Genomic DNA, 16,836 nt, shown 5'->3' with positions numbered 1-16,836 from the left:
GCCTGTCGCCGTAGACTTGCTGGAAAAATCTACAGGAGACAGGCATGTCGCTCTGGCTTTCACACCCTCTGTTCCTTCCCTCTGTTATCGTCGGCATCACCATTATTCTCTGGGCTACGTCGCTGTTACCGGAGTTCATCACCGCGCTGCTCTTTTTCACCGCCGCGATGATCGCGAAAATCGCGCCGCCGGAGGTGATTTTCGGCGGCTTTGCCTCGTCCGCTTTCTGGCTGGTTTTTAGCGGCTTTGTGCTTGGCGTCGCGATTCGTAAAACCGGGCTGGCGGATCGGGCGGCGCGGGCGCTGTCGGCGAAGATGACTGGCTCCTGGCTGCAGATGGTGGCAAGCGTGGTGCTGCTCAGCTATGCGCTGGCGTTTGTCATGCCCTCCAATATGGGGCGCATTGCGCTGTTGATGCCGATTGTCGCGGCGATGGCAGCGCGCGCCGGCATCAATGAGGGTACACGTGCGTGGTATGGCCTGGCGCTGGCAGTCGGCTTCGGCACCTTCCAGCTTTCGGCAACGATTCTGCCTGCCAACGTCCCCAACCTGGTGATGAGCGGCGCGGCGGAGGGCTCCTACGGTATCCATCTCAACTATTTGCCTTATCTGCTGCTGCACACTCCGGTGCTGGGGATCCTGAAAGGTGCGATCCTGATTGGTCTAATCTGCTGGCTCTTTCCCGGTAAACCGCAGGCGATACGCGAAGCGCTGCCTTCTACGCCGATGAGCAGCGATGAAAAGCGTCTCGCGTGGCTGCTGGCGGTAGTGCTGACGCTGTGGGTGACAGAGAGCTGGCACGGCATTGGTCCGGCGTGGACCGGGCTGGCGGCCGCCTTCGTCACACTGCTGCCGCGCGTCGGGTTTATCACTGGTGATGAGTTCTCCAGCGGCGTGAATATCCGCACCTGCATCTATGTCGCCGGGATCCTGGGGCTGGCGATCACCGTGACGCAAACCGGTATCGGTAGCGCGGTGGGCGAGGCACTGTTGCATGTGATGCCGCTTGATGCCGAACGTCCGTTCACCAGTTTTCTGGCGCTTACCGGCATTACCACCGCCCTCAATTTTATTATGACCGCTAACGGTGTCCCGGCGCTGTTTACCACGCTGGCACAGAGCTTTTCCGACGCCACCGCTTTCCCGCTGCTGTCGGTGATTATGATTCAGGTGCTGGGCTATTCGACGCCGCTGTTGCCCTATCAGGCTTCGCCGATTGTGGTCGCGATGGCGCTCGGTAAAGTGCCGGCGCGCGCGGGTATGCTGCTCTGTCTGGCGCTGGCGCTGGTGAGTTATCTGCTGCTGCTGCCGCTCGATTACGCGTGGTTTAAGGTGCTGGGGAAATTGTAGAAAATACCCTCTCCCGGGCGGGAGAGGGTAACAGCAGCATTACGCCTGTTTAGCGGCTTCAGCTGCTTTAACGATCACCGCGAAGGCGTCGGCTTTCAGGGAAGCACCGCCAACCAGCGCGCCGTCGATGTCCGGCTGGGCAAAGAGTTCTGCCGCGTTGCTGGCGTTAACAGAGCCGCCGTACTGGATGATCACTTGCTCAGCCACTTTCGGGTCGGCTTTCGCAATATGGTCACGGATAAATTTGTGCACGGCCTGAGCCTGCGCCGGGGTTGCGGATTTGCCGGTACCGATCGCCCAAACGGGTTCATAAGCGATAACCACGCCTTCGAACGCGCTCGCGCCCTGAGTTTTCAGCACGGCGTCGATCTGGCGAGCGCACACTTCTTCGGTTTTACCCGCTTCGTTTTCCGCTTCGGTTTCACCGATGCACAGCACCGGAACCAGACCCTGCTCTTTCAGCACGGCGAATTTTTTCGCGATCAGCTCATCGGATTCAGCGTGGTAAGTACGACGCTCGGAGTGGCCGATGATGATGTATTTTGCGCCGATATCTTTCAGCATTTCAGCGGAGGTTTCGCCGGTGAACGCGCCAGAGAGGTTAATATCAACGTTCTGTGCGCCCAGGATAATGTGGCTGCCGTCAGCGGCGTGTTTTGCCAGATCCAGGTAGAGATTCGGCGGCGCAATCGCCACGCCGCAGCCTGAAACGCCCGCCAGTTCGGTACGCAGGTTAGCGATCAGTTCGTTTACCATGTGGCGGCTGCCGTTCAACTTCCAGTTACCCATCACTAAAGGATGTCGCATTTTTACTCTCCACGCGCTTGGCGAATTAATGAAAATGGCCGCCCCTCAGGGCAGCATGGTCTGAGAAACAGTATAGAGATCCCTCCCCTGAAAGGCTTTGCTTTTTGTCATTTATTGTTCCCTTCAAGAGGTTCAGATAGCGTCAGCTTAATCGGTTCAACCGCGAAGGTTAGCCCCTTTTCCCCGTTGTCTGCCACCACATAGCGCACCGCGCCCTCCGTCTCAGCATAGTAGGCTTTGCTTTTGCCGTTGGTCAGCAGCTTTTGCAGCTTTTGCATACTTTGCGCCGCGGTCATGGTCGGAGAGAAGGCGCGGATAAAGGCGCTCATATACTCCTGCGCCTTCGCTTTAGCCGCCTTCTGCTCCGGCCCCTGCACCGGCAGCCAGGTGATCTGCATCGATTTAATCTTTAACGTTCCGCGCTCCAGCGCCGTGGAGGCATAAAGATAATCATTGATGCGCGTAGCCGCGCGCGTCAGGTTGGCACGATCGCTGCGGCTGTCGACGGCGCGAAACTCGTTCAGCGCAAGCGTGGGATTGTCGGCATTGAACTTTTCACGGAACTGGCTGATAGATTCGTCAAAGGTGGGGGCGCCCGGCAGTAAGTAGGGCGCGGTGACGGCGGCTGGCGCCTCTTCTGCCCAACCCGGCGCGCAAAATGCCAGCGCGGAAAAGAGCAGCCAAAAGTGGTAACGCCGTGCTTTCATTCACATCGCCCTCTGTAGAGTGTGCTGACGATTAAAACGAGATTGGGCGGCCTTGTCAAAAACTCCCGCCGCCAGGGTACACTAGCCGCTATTACGATAATAAGGAACCTTACATGGGCATACAGCAGTGGTTGTTTTCGTTTAAGGGGCGCATTGGACGCCGCGATTTCTGGATCTGGATGGTGCTGTGGGTCGTGAGCATGACTCTGCTGTTTGTGCTGGCGAATGACGGCATGCTCGATTTCCAGACGGCGGCGTTTATCCTCGTCTGCCTGATCTGGCCAACCGCCTGCGTGATGGTTAAACGGCTGCACGATCGCGGTCGCCACGGTGCCTGGGCGCTTTTGATGGTGCTGGCGTGGATGCTGCTGTCAGGCAACTGGGAGATCCTCAACGGCACGCTGGCGTGGGCGGTGGGACGCCTGATTCCGGTGGCCATTATCGTGGTCATGATGATCGACCTGGGCGCGATGATCGGCACCCAGGGCAAAAATCGTTTTGGCAGCGAGACGCTTGAGGTGAAGTTCCGCTGATTACCAGTAGTGCTCAGCGGTGATATGCCCCGGACGGCGGCGCAGGTGTTTAGCCATCTGCCGGGAATCTTTCAGCAGCTGTGTGGTGTCGCGCACCATCTGTGGGTTACCGCACAGCATCACATGGCTGGTCTCAGCGGTCATCGGCAGACCGACCGCTTCCTCCAGCGCGCCGCTCTCAATCAGCGCTGGCACGCGCCCGGTCAGGGAGCCGGAGAGCGTCTCGCGGCTGACCACCGTCTGAATGCGCAACTTCCCTTCATAGCGCTTTTGCAGCTCCAGCATCAGCGGCAGGTAGCTCAAATCCGCGCCGTAGCGCACCGCATGCAGCAGGACGATATTTTTGAACCGTTCAAGATCTTTCCCCTCCTGCAGCATCGACAGATAAGGCCCGATAGCCGTGCCAGTCGCCAGCATCCAGAGCGTCTCGCACTCTGGCACCTCTTCCAGCACGAAAAAGCCGGCGGCTTCGCTGACAATTAACAGTTCATCGCCCGGTTGCAGGGCAGCCAGGCGCGGGCTCAGTTTCCCTTCCGGAACGGTGACGAGATAGAACTCAAGATCCGGATTACCCGGTGCATTGACGTAGGAGTAAGCGCGCTGCACGCGTTCGCCGTCAATCTCCAGCCCAAGCTTGGCGAACTGTCCGGCAGTGAAGGGTTGAACGGGGGCATGTACGGTGAGGCTGAAGAGTGCATCGGTCCAGAATTCCACCTTTGTGACTTTTCCTGTTACCCATTCCGCCATGGTTCTCTCCTGTTCTGTAACGTTGCCTTATCCTGGTGGTTGTCGCCTGAGATTTCCAGCCCGTGCGAGCCGGAAAGCTCAATTGAACAAATAGACTTACAGTATATGTCGTTGTACGTCCGGGTCTTTACGATCCAGATAATGGATCGATTGAATCCGGCGAATGGTGCGCGATTTACCGCGGATCAGCAGCGTCTCGGTGGTTGCCATATTGCCTTTGCGCGTAATGCCATCCAGCAGATCGCCTTTGGTGATACCAGTGGCAGAGAAGATGACATTATCACTGCGCGCCATCTCATCCAGGCGCAGCACATTACCTGCCTCAATCCCCATACCGCGGCAGCGTTTCAGCTCCTGCTCGCCGATACGGCGGTTCTCTTCACTGTCGCCCTTCACCTGGTGACGCGCCAGCAACCGGCCCTGCATATCGCCATCCAGCGCGCGGATCACTGCCGCCGACACCACGCCTTCCGGCGCGCCGCCAATCCCGTAGAGCACATCCACTTCGCTGTCGGGCATGCAGGTGAGGATCGACGCGGCGACATCGCCGTCAGGAATCGCAAACACGCGCACGCCCAGCGCCTGTAACTCGGCGATGGTTGCATCATGGCGCGGCTTGGCAAGAATAGTGACCGTCAGTTCGCTGAGCGGTTTGCCGAGCGCGGCGGCGATATTGCGCAGGTTATCGGCTAAAGGCAGGTTGAGATCGATAGCGCCTCTGGCTCCGGGGCCGACGATCAGCTTTTCCATATACATGTCCGGCGCGTTGAGGAAGCAGCCTTTGTCACCGACCGCGAGCACCGCCAGCGCGTTGGCCTGGCCCATTGCCGTCATGCGCGTCCCTTCAATCGGGTCGACGGCAATATCGACCGCGTCGCCTTTGCCGGTGCCCACTTTCTCTCCGATAAAGAGCATCGGCGCTTCGTCGATCTCCCCTTCACCGATGACAATCGTGCCGTCAATATTGACCTGGTTGAGCATAATGCGCATAGCGTGTACCGCTGCGCCGTCCGCCGTGTTTTTATCGCCGCGCCCCAGCCATTTATAGCCAGCCAGTGCCGCAGCTTCGGTAACACGGGAGAATTCGATGGCAAGTTCTCGTTTCATCACACACTCAGTTTTGAAAGAAATTGCGCGAAGTTTAACACAGTGAAAAGAGGACGGGGGTGCGGCAGATACCCCCTCCCGGCAGGGAGAGGGCATAAGTGGAGAGAGTTACTCTTCGAGATCTTCCCACGCCATTGCGCGTTTCACGGCTTTTTTCCAGCCGCTGTAGCGGAAGTTACGCTCGGTGGTTTCGATACCCGGACGGAACTCGCGCTCGATCACCGCTTTCTCCTGCAGCTCATCCAGATTCTGCCAGAAACCAACCGCCAGGCCCGCCAGGTAAGCGGCACCCAGCGCGGTGACTTCGCGCACTTCCGGACGCTCAACGCGCGTGCCGAGAATATCGGACTGGAACTGCATCAGGAAGTTATTCGCCACCGCGCCGCCATCCACACGCAGTGCGTGCAGACGAATGCCGGAGTCTGCCTGCATTGCTTCCAGCACATCGCGGGTCTGGAAGGCAATTGACTCCAGCGTCGCACGAATGATGTGGTTCGCATTAACACCACGGGTCAGGCCGAAGATGGAGCCGCGTGCATACGGGTCCCAATACGGCGCGCCCAGGCCGGTGAAGGCCGGAACAACATAGACGCCGTTGGTATCCTTCACTTTGGTGGCGAAGTACTCGGAGTCGAACGCGTCGTTGATCAGCTTCATCTCATCGCGCAGCCACTGAATGGAAGCGCCAGCCATAAACACCGCGCCTTCCAGTGCATAGTTCACTTCGCCTTTCGGGCCGCAGGCGATGGTGGTCAGCAGGCCATGATCGGATTTCACCGCCTGCTCGCCGGTGTTCATCAGCATAAAGCAGCCGGTGCCGTAGGTGTTTTTCGCCATCCCCTCTTTCACGCACAGCTGGCCAAACAGCGCCGCCTGCTGGTCGCCCGCAATACCGGCGATAGGGATACGCGTGCCGCCTTTACCACCGATGTTGGTCTGGCCGTAAACTTCGGAGGACTTACGCACCTGCGGCAGCATTGCGCGCGGGATATCCAGCACTTCGAGCATTTTGTCGTCCCACTCCAGCGTATGGATGTTGAACAACATGGTGCGTGAGGCGTTGGTGTAGTCGGTAACGTGTACGCGTCCCTGGGTCATTTTCCAGATAAGCCAGGTATCGACCGTACCGAACAGCAGTTCGCCGCGTTTAGCCCGCTCGCGTGAACCTTCAACGTGGTCGAGGATCCACTTCACTTTAGTGCCGGAGAAGTAGGGGTCGATTACAAGCCCGGTGGTGCTACGGATGTAATCTTCCATGCCGTCACGTTTGAGCTTTTCGCAGATCTCAGAGGTACGGCGGCACTGCCAGACGATAGCGTTATGAATCGGTTTGCCGGTTTCACGCTCCCAGACAATGGCGGTTTCGCGCTGGTTGGTAATACCGATGGCGGCAATCTCGTCGGAGCTGATATCCGCTTTCGCCAGCACTTCGACCAGCGTAGAACTTTGTGACGCCCAAATTTCCATCGGGTCATGCTCAACCCAGCCTGGCTTCGGGTAGATTTGTTCAAATTCGCGCTGTGAAACGCTAATGATGTTGGCATCGTGGTCCATCACAACGGCGCGGGAGCTGGTAGTGCCCTGGTCGAGCGCAACGATATATTTTTTGTCAGTCATAGTTATGATCCCGTAGTCACATTACAGCGAAGCTTTTTGTTGAGCCGTGGTGGAGGCGGTGCCTTTCTCTTTCGCAGCCTCACTTGTTCCAGACGGCAGATGGCGGGCGATCAGTTTGCGATAGCTGAACGCGCCAAGCGCCGCGCCTACAATCGGCCCAAAGAGCGGCACGAGGAAGTAGGGAATATCTTTGCCGCCGGTAAAGGCGACGTTACCCCAGCCGGCGAGCCAGGCGAAGGTTTTCGGTCCAAGATCGCGCGCCGGGTTCATGGCGAAGCCGGTGAGCGGTCCCATTGAAGCACCAATGACCGCGATCAGCAGACCAATCAGCAGCGGAGCCATTGGGCCACGCGGCACGCCGTTGCCATCATCGCCCAGCGCCATAATCACGCCCATCAGAATAGCGGTAATCACCATCTCAACCGCGAAGGCCTGCACAAGATTGATATGCGGGTTGGGGTAGGTTGAAAAGATGCCAGCCAGATCAAGACTTTCGACGCTGCCGCGAACCATATTGTGCGTCTGTTCGAAGTCGAGGAAAAGATTGTAGTAAAGCCCGTAAACAAGTGCAGCCGCGCAAAACGCGCCGGCAAATTGAGAAAAAATAAAAGGAACAACTTTGCGTCCGTCAAAGCTCGCGAAGAGCCAAAGTGCAATGGTTACAGCCGGATTAAGATGCGCGCCGGAAACCCCTGCGGTCAGGTAGATGGCCATCGCCACGCCCAAACCCCAGATAATACTGATTTCCCACTGGCCAAAAGTGGCGCCCGCCACTTTTAACGCTGCAACACATCCCACGCCGAAGAAAATCAACAACCCGGTACCGAGAAACTCGGCAATGCACTGGCCTTTTACGGTTGGTGTCTGACTCATAATCGGATCCTGCAGAAGTTTAATGGTTATTGTAGGCATGAGAGAAACAGCACCCCCATGATGTCGTGTAGACATAGTGTTAATTTATCGTTAACGAGCAAAAACGAGAAATATCGAAATCGAAATGTGTGTACTGCGTCAATAAAATGAGCGTTTACGAGCGGTGGCGCGCGTTTTTGCACCAATACGAAATGATATTTGAATCATTTATGTAACGCGGGTATTAACAATTACGGAGTAGCGAAGCGGATTGCACCAGGACCAGGACGAAAAGTGTTGCAAAGCGCAAACAGCGCCGCTCCATGCTGGACAGGGGCTGGCGCGATTCATACAATCGGTAACAAGCGAAATCCGCTCATCGTATTAAGGCGTCGCCGCTCTGCGGGACGAGGATGCTTAAAGACACGCATAATTTAGCGGGCAGACGGGCTACCTATTTGTCTGGCAAATAATGAAGTGTAAGTCCATCAACGCCTTGCCACTCAGGAGAAGTATGACTATGTCATTAGAAGTATTTGAGAAACTGGAAGCAAAAGTACAGCAGGCGATTGATACCATCACCCTGCTGCAGATGGAAATCGAAGAACTGAAAGAGAAGAACAACAGCCTGTCGCAGGATGTTCACTCTGCACACCAGAGCCGTGAAGAGCTGGAGCGCGAAAATCAACAGCTGCGTGAGCAGCAGCACGGCTGGCAGGAGCGTCTGCAGGCGCTGCTGGGCCGCATGGAAGAAGTGTAATTACGCTTTATCTTTCGTGCCGTCGCGGCGTTGGCTGCGCGCGCTCACCCCGGTCACATAGTTATCTATGCTCCCGGGGATTCACCTGCTTGCCGCCTTGCCACAACACGAAATCTTTTGCGTATTAAGCAAACTAGTTAAGCGCCATTTCATTTGGCAGCGACAAAAAGGGCACCCTCAGGTGCCCTTTCGTTTATTCGATATCGAGAGGATCTTCGGCGAGAATAATGCCGGTGTTATCGGCATAGAGATGGTCACCGGAGAAGAAGGTTACGCCGCCGAAGTTGACGCGAATATCACTTTCGCCAATGCCTTCGCCCGCTGCGCCAACCGGAATTGCGGCCATCGCCTGGATGCCGATATCCAGCTCTTCCAGATCGTCCACCTGGCGCACCGCGCCGTAGACCACCATTCCTTCCCACTCGTTTTGCGCCGCCAGACGCGCGAGATCGGCGTCAACCAACGCCCGGCGTACGGAACCGCCGCCGTCGACCACCAGCACGCGACCACGACCATTCTGTTCGAGCAGATCGTAAAGCAACCCGTTATCCTCGAAACATTTCACCGTGATGATTTGCCCGCCGAAAGAGGAGCGACCGCCAAAGTTGGAAAACAGCGGTTCGACGACGTTGACCTCTTCCTGGTAGATGTCACAAAGCTCAGAAGTATCGTATTTCATAGGATTTACGTTCAGTTGCTGCGAGAGCCGTAAGTATATCGCGCATCGCGCGCTGTTGGCAAAAGCATCAATTTTTAATTGCTCTCTGGCGCTCAGGCGAGCGTCTTGCTCAAAATAATCCCCAGTACAAACAGCAGATTAGTCAGCAACGCGCCTTTTACTGTGCGTTCAAGCATCGGCGGCATTGCGCGTGGATCGCGCTCGCGCAGCACATAACGTGCCTGCTTAAACAGCAGCGGCGCGGCGAGCAAAAATAGCCAGCCCCAGAGGCTGTGCAGCGAAATCAGGTTGAAGAGCGCAAGGCAGAGCAGCGCGCCCGCCAGCAAACCGGCATGGTAACGGCGGGCATTCACCGGCCCTAAGCGCACCACCAGCGTATATTTGCCGTTCTCGCGATCGCTATCGATATCGCGCAGGTTATTGATGTTCAGCACCGCCGTCGCCAGCAAGCCGCAGGCGGTGGCGGGGAGGAAAATCGCCGGAACTAGCGTATGTGCCTGCAGATACCAGCTCCCCATCACGCTTATCCAGCCGAAGAAGGTGAGCACTGAAATATCGCCCAGCCCTTGATAACCATACGGCCGCTTGCCAACGGTGTAGGTTATGGCGGCGATAATCGACAGACCGCCGAGCGCGAGGAAGCCGACAAAATCGGCCATCGTCTGGGTCGCGGCGCTTACCAGCCCCAGTCCGGAAATAGAGCTCAGCACAATCACGATAAGCAGCGCGCGCTTCATCTGCCCAAGGGAGATCGCCCCTTTTTGCATCCCACGCAGCGGCCCGATGCGATCCGGCTTATCGCTGCCTTTGATGGCATCGCCATAGTCATTCGCGAGGTTAGAGAGAATTTGCAGCAAACCGGCGGTAATCAGCGACAGCGCCGCGACCAGCGGATCAAAGTAGCCCTGCCACCAGGCAAGCACGGTTCCCACCACGATAGCGGCAAAGGCCAGCGGCAACGTTTTCGGTCGCAGGCTTTCCAGCCATGCCTGGGTAAGGCTCAGAGAGTGCGTATCGTTCATAAGTCCGGCCAAAAAAAATGGGGGCATAAGCCCCCATCGAGTGTGATGAAAAGAGTCTGGCCGCGATTATAAGATAAAACGGCTCAGATCTTCATCCGCCACTAAAGCATCAAGGTGTTTACTCACATAGTCTGCATCAATGGTAATGGTTTCGCCGCCCAGATCGCTGGCGTCATAGGAGATATCCTCCATCAAACGCTCAAGTACGGTGTGCAAACGGCGCGCGCCGATGTTTTCGGTGCTTTCATTCACCTGCCATGCGGCCTGCGCGATACGCTTGATGCCGTCGTCGGTAAATTCGATATTTACCCCTTCGGTTGCCATCAGCGCTTTGTACTGCACGGTGACGGAGGCGTTTGGCTCGGTGAGGATGCGCTCAAAATCTTCAGCGGTCAGCGCCTGCAGCTCAACACGGATCGGCAAACGACCCTGCAGCTCCGGGATGAGATCTGACGGGCTGGCAACCTGGAACGCGCCGGAAGCGATAAACAGGATATGGTCGGTTTTCACCATCCCGTGTTTGGTCGACACGGTGCAGCCCTCAACCAGCGGCAGCAGGTCGCGCTGTACACCTTCGCGGGAGACGTCCGGGCCGGAGGTGTTACCGCCGCGCTTACAGATTTTATCGATCTCATCGATAAAGACGATACCGTGCTGCTCAACGGCTTCGATCGCTTCCTCTTTCAGCTCTTCCGGGTTGACCAGTTTCGCCGCTTCTTCTTCGATCAGCAGCTTCATCGCGTCTTTGATTTTCAGCTTACGCGGCTTCTGCTTCTGCCCGCCCAGGTTCTGGAACATGGACTGCAGCTGGTTGGTCATCTCTTCCATGCCCGGAGGTGCCATGATCTCTACGCCCATTGGCGCGGCAGCGAGATCGATCTCAATCTCTTTATCATCCAGCTGGCCTTCGCGCAGCTTTTTACGGAAGGATTGGCGCGCCGCAGAGGGTTCCGCCGCCTGTTCCGGCTGTCCCCAGTTGTTTTTCGCCGGCGGGATCAGCACGTCAAGGATGCGCTCTTCCGCCATCTCTTCGGCGCGGTAGCGGTTTCTGTCGATTGACTGGCTGCGCACCATTTTCACGGCGGCATCGGTCAGATCGCGGATAATCGAATCCACTTCTTTCCCGACATAGCCGACTTCGGTGAATTTGGTCGCTTCCACTTTGATAAACGGCGCGTTGGCGAGCTTCGCCAGACGACGGGCGATTTCGGTTTTACCGACGCCGGTCGGGCCGATCATCAGAATATTTTTCGGTGTCACTTCGTGACGCAGCTCCTCATCGAGCTGCATACGGCGCCAGCGGTTACGCAGAGCAATCGCCACAGAGCGCTTTGCCGCGTCCTGGCCGATGATGTGTTTATTCAGTTCGCTGACGATTTCGCGTGGGGTCATTTCAGACATGGGAGATCCTTACGCTTGAGCGGGTAATTCTTCGATGGTATGGAAGTGGTTGGTGTAGATGCAGATATCGCCTGCGATCCCCAACGCCTTCTCAGCAATGTCGCGCGCGCCAAGCTCAGTGTTCTCCAGCAGTGCGCGGGCAGCGGCCTGGGCGTATGGTCCGCCGGAACCGATGGCAATCAGGTCATTTTCCGGCTGAATCACATCGCCATTACCGGTAATGATCAGCGACGCAGTTTCGTCGGCGACCGCTAACAGCGCCTCCAGCTTGCGCAGCATACGATCGGTACGCCAGTCCTTTGCCAGCTCGACGGCGGCTTTCACCAGGTGACCCTGGTGCATTTCCAGTTTGCGTTCAAAAAGCTCAAACAGCGTGAAGGCATCCGCTGTACCGCCCGCAAAGCCTGCAATGACTTTGTCGTTATAGAGACGGCGAACTTTTTTAACGTTGCCCTTCATCACGGTGTTGCCCAGTGTGGCCTGGCCATCACCGGCGATAACGACATGGCCGTTACGGCGTACGCTTACGATTGTTGTCACGAGCAGACCCCTTGGTTACAAAAGCACATACAGCGCCCCGCACAGCGTACGGGGCAGAATGCAATTATAGATGGGGGGGATTTTGGGGGTTTCAACCCCCGGCGGAAAGTCGAATGCAGTTTGCGTGACCAGCCAGTTTCAGCTTGCCAAGAGTGGCCTCGGCGCTCTCTTTGCCTTTCAGCGGGCCCATCACGACGCGATTCCAGCCATTATTACTGGTAATGCGCGAGTCAAAACCTTCAAACGCCAGCTGCGCACGGACGGTTTCTGCCTGCTCCTGGCCTTTGAATGAGCCGCACTGGATCAGCCAGCGACGCTCATCTTTTTTCTCCGTCGGCTGCGCCTTCGCTGTTTCCGCTTCACGCGTTACCGGCGCGGCCTGCTGCGTTTTCGGCTGTGTGGCGTTGCTGTGCGGCGGCGTCTGCAGCAGATCCTGATAGGGTTGCGAATTAGTGGCCGGTTTCTGCTGCGCTTGCTGTGTCTGGCGCGGCGGCGCGGCGACGCGCGCAGGTTGTTGTTCCACCGTGCGCGGCTGCATACGCGGTTGCTGCACCGGCTGGCTTTGCGTCCACTGAGACTGCTGCTGCTGCATTTGCTGAACCTGGCGCTGGCGCTGCAACGTTTGCTGGCGCTGCTCCGGCGTCTGCTCGTTCCATGGCACTTCGTTGAGCTGCGTCGGCATCTGGCGCATATCTGCCTGCATCTGGGCTAACAGCTGGCGCTGTTCATCGGTTAACTGCTCCGGTTTTTGCACTTCGCCCCCGGCCGTCGGCTCGGTGGGTGCCCGCACACCCGGCTGGCGGCTCTCCAGCTCTTTAATATAGCGCCAGCGCTCTTCCGGCTTCGGCGGCAGGCCGTTACCGGTTACTTTCTGGTTCTGCAGGGACTCCGACTCTTCTTTCTTATGATGGGTAATAAAGTACAAACCACCGATAAAGGCGACCAGCACGGCGGCCGCTATCGCGACCATTGCTGGAGAGACCGCAGGCGCGCTGCGCTGCTTTTTCTTTGAGGTGCTCTTCTTTCGCCGCGCAGGAGTCGACTGGCTGCGGCGTACATAATCTCGTTGTGCCACTATCGTTTCGCTGTATTCATATTCGTTTAACAGCCCGCCATGTTACTTAAGCGACGGGGTTTTGACCAGAAGAGGGCGTCCGAAAGCCCCTGGCTTTACGTTAGCGCCCGCGTTGAGCCACGCAGGATTAATTCACAATCTAATAGTCGCGAGCCGCTGCTCACCGTGTGGCCCTGTAACTGCTCCAGCAGAAGCAGCATCGCTTCACGCCCAATGTCGTAGCGCGGCTGCGCGACGGTGGTGAGCGGCGGGTCGCAATACTCTGCCAGCGAGATGTTATCAAAGCCGATAATCGACAGATCCTCCGGCACTTTCAGACCCCGGCGTTTCGCCTGCGACAACGCACCAAGCGCCATCACATCGCTATGGCAGAAAACGGCGGTTGGCGGTTTCGGCAGGCTGAGAAGCTGTTCCAGCGCCTGCGCCCCGGCTTCGAAGGTGAAATCGCCGCGCGTAATATAGTGTTTATCCACCGTCGCACCGGCGCGACGCAGCGCCTGCACGTAACCCTGCAGGCGGTAGTGGCAGAGCGGCATCTCTTCCGGTCCGGCGATACAGCCAATTAGCTGATGCCCCTGCTCCTGCAGATAAGTGACGGCATTGAAGGCCGCAGTCAGATTATCAATATGCACCGTCGGTAGCTCCAGCTCCGGCGCGAATTCGTTGGCCATCACCATCGGCGGTAGATTGCGCTGCTCTTCAATGCTGGCGTCAAACGGCAGACGTGAACCGAGCAGCAGCATGCCATCAATTTGCTTGGTGATGATCAGATCGATGAAGGTCTTTTCCTGCTGGTTTTGATGCGCGCAGTCGCCAATTAATACCAGATAACCATGCTCGGCGGCGGTCACTTCGATGCCGCGAATAATCTCACTGAAGAAGGGATCGCAGATATCCGGCACAATCACCAGCAGCGTACGGGACTCATTGCGCTTAACATTGCGGCCCATTGACTGTGGCAGGTAGCCCACTTCCATGGCGGCCTGCTCTACCCGGTTGCGGGTCGCCTGTGACACTTTTTCCGGGTTCATTAATGCACGAGAGACGGTTGCCGTAGACACCCTGGCTTTCATAGCAACGTCTTTCATGGTTGCTGCCGCAACCTGATTTTTCGGTTTCACCTTGTTCTCCTCGCATGCACGGGCAGGCGTCGTCTCATTTTTATCAGATAGTTAAGGGCACCGGTTACAGAAATTTCACAAAAAATGTGATGAATGTTGAATTTTACGCGCTGGCTCGCAGCATTAGCTTTCAATGGGGTCGACATCCAGCACCCATTTTACCCGTCGCGCATCGGGCAGGGTGTTAATGAGCGCCAGCGCACCGTGCACGATATGTTGCAGGCGAATGCGGGAGGGGTGCTGTAGCAGGATTTGCCAGCGGTAGCGCCCGGCGCGCTTGGCCGCCAGCGCCGGAACCGGACCGAGGATCCAGAGTTGGTTGTCCGCCAGCGGGCTCGCCTGCAGCAAGTTTTTCAGCTGTTGCAGGAAGAGCGGGGCGTGTTGATTGTTCTGATCTTCAGCGCGGATCAGCACATGGCTGGTCCACGGCGGCAGTTGCAGCGTCTGGCGCTCGGCCAGCGCCTGCTCGGCAAAGGTGTCGTAGCCTTTATGCAGCAGGGTTTGCAGCAACGGGTGCTCAGGGTGGTGCGTTTGCAGCACCACTTCGCCCTGTTTGCCGGCGCGCCCGGCGCGGCCTGAAACCTGCGTATAGAGCTGGGCAAAACGCTCTGCGGCGCGGAAGTCGGCGGAAAAGAGCGCGCCGTCGACGTCAAGCAGCGCCACCAGCGTGACATCCGGAAAGTGATGCCCTTTGGCGAGCATCTGAGTGCCGATTAAAATGCGCGCGCCGCCGCGGTGTACTTCAGCAAGATGCTGCTCCAGCGCACCCTTGCGGCTGGTCGTGTCCCGGTCGATGCGCGAAATCGGCACGCCGGGAAACAGTGGGGCCAGCGCCTGCTCCAGCTGCTCGGTACCGAGGCCAACCGGCAGCAGGTGCGTTGAGCCGCAGGATGGGCACTGGCGCGGCACCGGACGCTGGCTGTCGCAGTGGTGGCAACGCAGATGCTGCTGCGCCTGGTGGAAGGTGTAGTAGTGATCGCAGCGCGCGCACTCGGCGATCCAGCCGCAATCATGGCAGAGCAGCGCCGGAGCGAAGCCTCGCCGGTTAAGAAAGAGGATCGCCTGGTTACCCGCTTGCAAATGCTGACGCAGCCGGTTGATTAAGGCAGGCGCCAGTCCCGCCTGCAGCGGCTGGGCTTTCATATCCAGCACGTGCTGCATCGCCGGACGCGCGCTGCCTGCACGGCGCGTTAAACGCAGAATGTGATATTTCCGCGCCCGCACATTATGCAGCGTCTCAAGCGCCGGCGTCGCCGAGCCGAGGATGATCGGGATCTGTTCGCTGTGCGCGCGGTAAACAGCCAGATCGCGCGCATGGTAGCGCCACCCCTCCTGCTGTTTATAGGAGCTGTCATGCTCCTCATCAATGACGATCACGCCAAGATTTTTAAAGGGGGTGAAGAGCGAGGAGCGCGTACCGATCACAATCGCCGCTTCACCGCTTTTTGCTTTCTGCCAGGTGGTCAGGCGTTCACTGTCGTTAAGGCCAGAGTGCAGCACTTCAACGGGGGCATTAAACCGCTCGCGAAAACGGGCGATAGTTTGCGGCGTCAGACCAATTTCCGGCACCATCACCAGCGCCTGTTTGCCCTGTTCGAGCACATTTTCCAGCACGCTCAGATAGACTTCCGTTTTGCCGGAGCCAGTTACGCCCGCCAGTAGCCAGGCGGAGAAGCGATCAGCCGCGCTGTGGATCGCCCCTACGGCGGTGGCCTGTTCGGTATTGAGCCGCAGCCGGTCGCCGCTAACGGAAAAGGTGCTGCGCCAGTCCGAAAAGGTCGGCGTTTCGCTGTTCATCTCCACCAGCCCCTTTGCGCGCAGGGCTTGCAGAGTGACGCTTTTCAGATCTAAAGCTGCTAACTGATGCTGCCACACTTTGCCTTTGCGCAGCGCCGAGAGGGCCTGCTGCTGTTTCGGCGACTTGATGCGGTTAATGTCGGTGGCCTGGCCCTGTTCTGTGGCGAACCAGTAGCCCTGAAACTCGGCGCTGGCCGGTTTGGTCTGCCGCAGCAGAACGGGGAGGGCATTGAATAACACATCGCCAATAGGGTGGTGATAATAGTCAGCCGCCCATAACAGCATCCGCCAGACCGGCATTGAAAACGCGGGCTCGCTGTCCAGCACCTCTTCAACGCCTTTAAGCTCCGCCAGCGGTAATTCGCTTTTGTCGCTGACCGCCACCACAATCCCGACGCGAGTCTGATTACCGAACGGCACACGCACGCGAAAACCAGCGCTGGCGGGGGTTCCCTCCGGCAGCAGGTAATCGAAAGTGCGGGGCAGCGGTACAGAGAGCGCAACGTGGGCGACGGGCATTTCATCATCCTGACTTGAAAAGTGGCGGGTTAGTATACACATTGTTAAGACGGTCGAGCGGATCAGTTTGCATACGCTGGTTAATTTCTGTATGATTCGCCGCCTTTGATGCTCATTGCAGCGTCGAAGATTCACTTACATATCAACTCGCGTGGTGTCTGGCGTTAGGGCTGGAAGAGCGACGCGGCCTTAAACTGAGGTTT

At 57.6% G+C, this 16,836-nt stretch carries 16 protein-coding genes; 3 read left to right on the top strand and 13 right to left on the bottom strand.

Annotation, left to right across the window (positions count from 1 at the left end):
* Positions 1-44 precede the first annotated feature (44 nt).
* Positions 45-1,349, top strand: coding sequence for an SLC13 family permease (locus PU683_RS19465; protein ID WP_277174182.1), 1,305 nt, complete (start codon positions 45-47; stop codon positions 1,347-1,349).
* A 39-nt stretch (positions 1,350-1,388) separates the two neighbouring features.
* On the opposite strand, the gene tpiA is transcribed toward PU683_RS19465, so the two are convergent.
* A complete protein-coding gene (tpiA, locus tag PU683_RS19460) occupies positions 1,389-2,156 on the bottom strand; it encodes a triose-phosphate isomerase (RefSeq protein ID WP_277174181.1) in 768 nt (255 codons plus the stop codon).
* A gap of 107 nt (positions 2,157-2,263) precedes the next feature.
* Positions 2,264-2,863: a YiiQ family protein gene (locus PU683_RS19455; RefSeq protein ID WP_277174180.1), complete on the bottom strand. Its 600-nt coding sequence runs from the start codon at positions 2,861-2,863 to the stop codon at positions 2,264-2,266.
* Positions 2,864-2,976: 113 nt separating this feature from the next.
* On the opposite strand from PU683_RS19455, the gene PU683_RS19450 reads away from it, so the two are divergent.
* Positions 2,977-3,396 carry a DUF805 domain-containing protein gene (locus PU683_RS19450; protein WP_277174179.1) on the top strand — a complete coding sequence of 140 codons (420 nt, stop codon included), beginning with the start codon at positions 2,977-2,979 and terminating at the stop codon, positions 3,394-3,396.
* On the opposite strand, the gene fpr is transcribed toward PU683_RS19450, so the two are convergent.
* From fpr to PU683_RS19430, 4 genes are all read right to left on the bottom strand, one after another.
* Positions 3,397-4,143, bottom strand: coding sequence for a ferredoxin--NADP(+) reductase (gene fpr, locus PU683_RS19445; protein WP_277174178.1), 747 nt, complete (start codon positions 4,141-4,143; stop codon positions 3,397-3,399).
* Between the two features lie 96 nt (positions 4,144-4,239).
* A complete protein-coding gene (gene glpX, locus PU683_RS19440; RefSeq protein ID WP_042717041.1) occupies positions 4,240-5,250 on the bottom strand; it encodes a class II fructose-bisphosphatase in 1,011 nt (336 codons plus the stop codon).
* 108 nt (positions 5,251-5,358) lie between these two features.
* A complete protein-coding gene (gene glpK, locus PU683_RS19435) occupies positions 5,359-6,867 on the bottom strand; it encodes a glycerol kinase GlpK (RefSeq protein WP_277174177.1) in 1,509 nt (502 codons plus the stop codon).
* Positions 6,868-6,888: 21 nt separating this feature from the next.
* Complete coding sequence (locus tag PU683_RS19430; protein ID WP_277174339.1) at positions 6,889-7,740, bottom strand: MIP/aquaporin family protein; 852 nt, start codon at positions 7,738-7,740, stop codon at positions 6,889-6,891.
* Between the two features lie 493 nt (positions 7,741-8,233).
* Here PU683_RS19430 and zapB point away from each other — a divergent pair, with 493 nt between their 5' ends.
* Positions 8,234-8,479, top strand: coding sequence for a septal ring assembly protein ZapB (gene zapB, locus PU683_RS19425; protein ID WP_023479321.1), 246 nt, complete (start codon positions 8,234-8,236; stop codon positions 8,477-8,479).
* Between the two features lie 193 nt (positions 8,480-8,672).
* Here zapB and rraA read toward each other — a convergent pair whose 3' ends face one another.
* The 7 genes from rraA to priA all read right to left on the bottom strand — a co-directional run bounded on the left by rraA (position 8,673) and on the right by priA (position 16,633).
* On the bottom strand, positions 8,673-9,158 hold the full coding sequence (gene rraA, locus PU683_RS19420) for a ribonuclease E activity regulator RraA (protein WP_023479360.1): 486 nt from the start codon (positions 9,156-9,158) through the stop codon (positions 8,673-8,675).
* A gap of 92 nt (positions 9,159-9,250) precedes the next feature.
* Positions 9,251-10,180 (bottom strand): 1,4-dihydroxy-2-naphthoate polyprenyltransferase, encoded by a 930-nt coding sequence (gene menA / locus PU683_RS19415; protein ID WP_277174176.1) that lies wholly within the window; start codon positions 10,178-10,180, stop codon positions 9,251-9,253.
* Positions 10,181-10,246: 66 nt separating this feature from the next.
* The gene (gene hslU, locus PU683_RS19410; RefSeq protein ID WP_023479328.1) at positions 10,247-11,581 is read right to left on the bottom strand and encodes an ATP-dependent protease ATPase subunit HslU; all 1,335 of its coding nucleotides are present in this window, start codon (positions 11,579-11,581) and stop codon (positions 10,247-10,249) included.
* A gap of 9 nt (positions 11,582-11,590) precedes the next feature.
* Positions 11,591-12,121: an ATP-dependent protease subunit HslV gene (gene hslV / locus PU683_RS19405; RefSeq protein WP_023479345.1), complete on the bottom strand. Its 531-nt coding sequence runs from the start codon at positions 12,119-12,121 to the stop codon at positions 11,591-11,593.
* Positions 12,122-12,212: 91 nt separating this feature from the next.
* A complete protein-coding gene (ftsN, locus tag PU683_RS19400; RefSeq protein ID WP_277174175.1) occupies positions 12,213-13,196 on the bottom strand; it encodes a cell division protein FtsN in 984 nt (327 codons plus the stop codon).
* A 95-nt stretch (positions 13,197-13,291) separates the two neighbouring features.
* A complete protein-coding gene (gene cytR, locus PU683_RS19395; RefSeq protein WP_277174174.1) occupies positions 13,292-14,317 on the bottom strand; it encodes a DNA-binding transcriptional regulator CytR in 1,026 nt (341 codons plus the stop codon).
* Between the two features lie 123 nt (positions 14,318-14,440).
* Complete coding sequence (gene priA / locus PU683_RS19390) at positions 14,441-16,633, bottom strand: primosomal protein N' (protein WP_277174173.1); 2,193 nt, start codon at positions 16,631-16,633, stop codon at positions 14,441-14,443.
* Positions 16,634-16,836 lie beyond the last annotated feature (203 nt).

The sequence above is a fragment of the Candidatus Kosakonia sp. 282A-S69 genome (assembly GCF_029433855.1).
Taxonomy (GTDB): Bacteria; Pseudomonadota; Gammaproteobacteria; order Enterobacterales; family Enterobacteriaceae; genus Kosakonia; species Kosakonia cowanii_A.
This window is presented reverse-complemented; position numbering and strand designations above follow the sequence as displayed.

What these genes read in the sequence shown, in the direction of transcription:
- PU683_RS19465 (WP_277174182.1), top strand. Translation starts at nt 45, where the DNA reads ATGTCGCTCTGGCTTTCACACCCTCTGTTCCTTCCCTCTGTTATCGTC.
- tpiA (WP_277174181.1), bottom strand. Translation starts at nt 2,156, where the DNA reads ATGCGACATCCTTTAGTGATGGGTAACTGGAAGTTGAACGGCAGCCGC.
- PU683_RS19455 (WP_277174180.1), bottom strand. Translation starts at nt 2,863, where the DNA reads ATGAAAGCACGGCGTTACCACTTTTGGCTGCTCTTTTCCGCGCTGGCA.
- PU683_RS19450 (WP_277174179.1), top strand. Translation starts at nt 2,977, where the DNA reads ATGGGCATACAGCAGTGGTTGTTTTCGTTTAAGGGGCGCATTGGACGC.
- fpr (WP_277174178.1), bottom strand. Translation starts at nt 4,143, where the DNA reads ATGGCGGAATGGGTAACAGGAAAAGTCACAAAGGTGGAATTCTGGACC.
- glpX (WP_042717041.1), bottom strand. Translation starts at nt 5,250, where the DNA reads ATGAAACGAGAACTTGCCATCGAATTCTCCCGTGTTACCGAAGCTGCG.
- glpK (WP_277174177.1), bottom strand. Translation starts at nt 6,867, where the DNA reads ATGACTGACAAAAAATATATCGTTGCGCTCGACCAGGGCACTACCAGC.
- PU683_RS19430 (WP_277174339.1), bottom strand. Translation starts at nt 7,740, where the DNA reads ATGAGTCAGACACCAACCGTAAAAGGCCAGTGCATTGCCGAGTTTCTC.
- zapB (WP_023479321.1), top strand. Translation starts at nt 8,234, where the DNA reads ATGACTATGTCATTAGAAGTATTTGAGAAACTGGAAGCAAAAGTACAG.
- rraA (WP_023479360.1), bottom strand. Translation starts at nt 9,158, where the DNA reads ATGAAATACGATACTTCTGAGCTTTGTGACATCTACCAGGAAGAGGTC.
- menA (WP_277174176.1), bottom strand. Translation starts at nt 10,180, where the DNA reads ATGAACGATACGCACTCTCTGAGCCTTACCCAGGCATGGCTGGAAAGC.
- hslU (WP_023479328.1), bottom strand. Translation starts at nt 11,581, where the DNA reads ATGTCTGAAATGACCCCACGCGAAATCGTCAGCGAACTGAATAAACAC.
- priA (WP_277174173.1), bottom strand. Translation starts at nt 16,633, where the DNA reads ATGCCCGTCGCCCACGTTGCGCTCTCTGTACCGCTGCCCCGCACTTTC.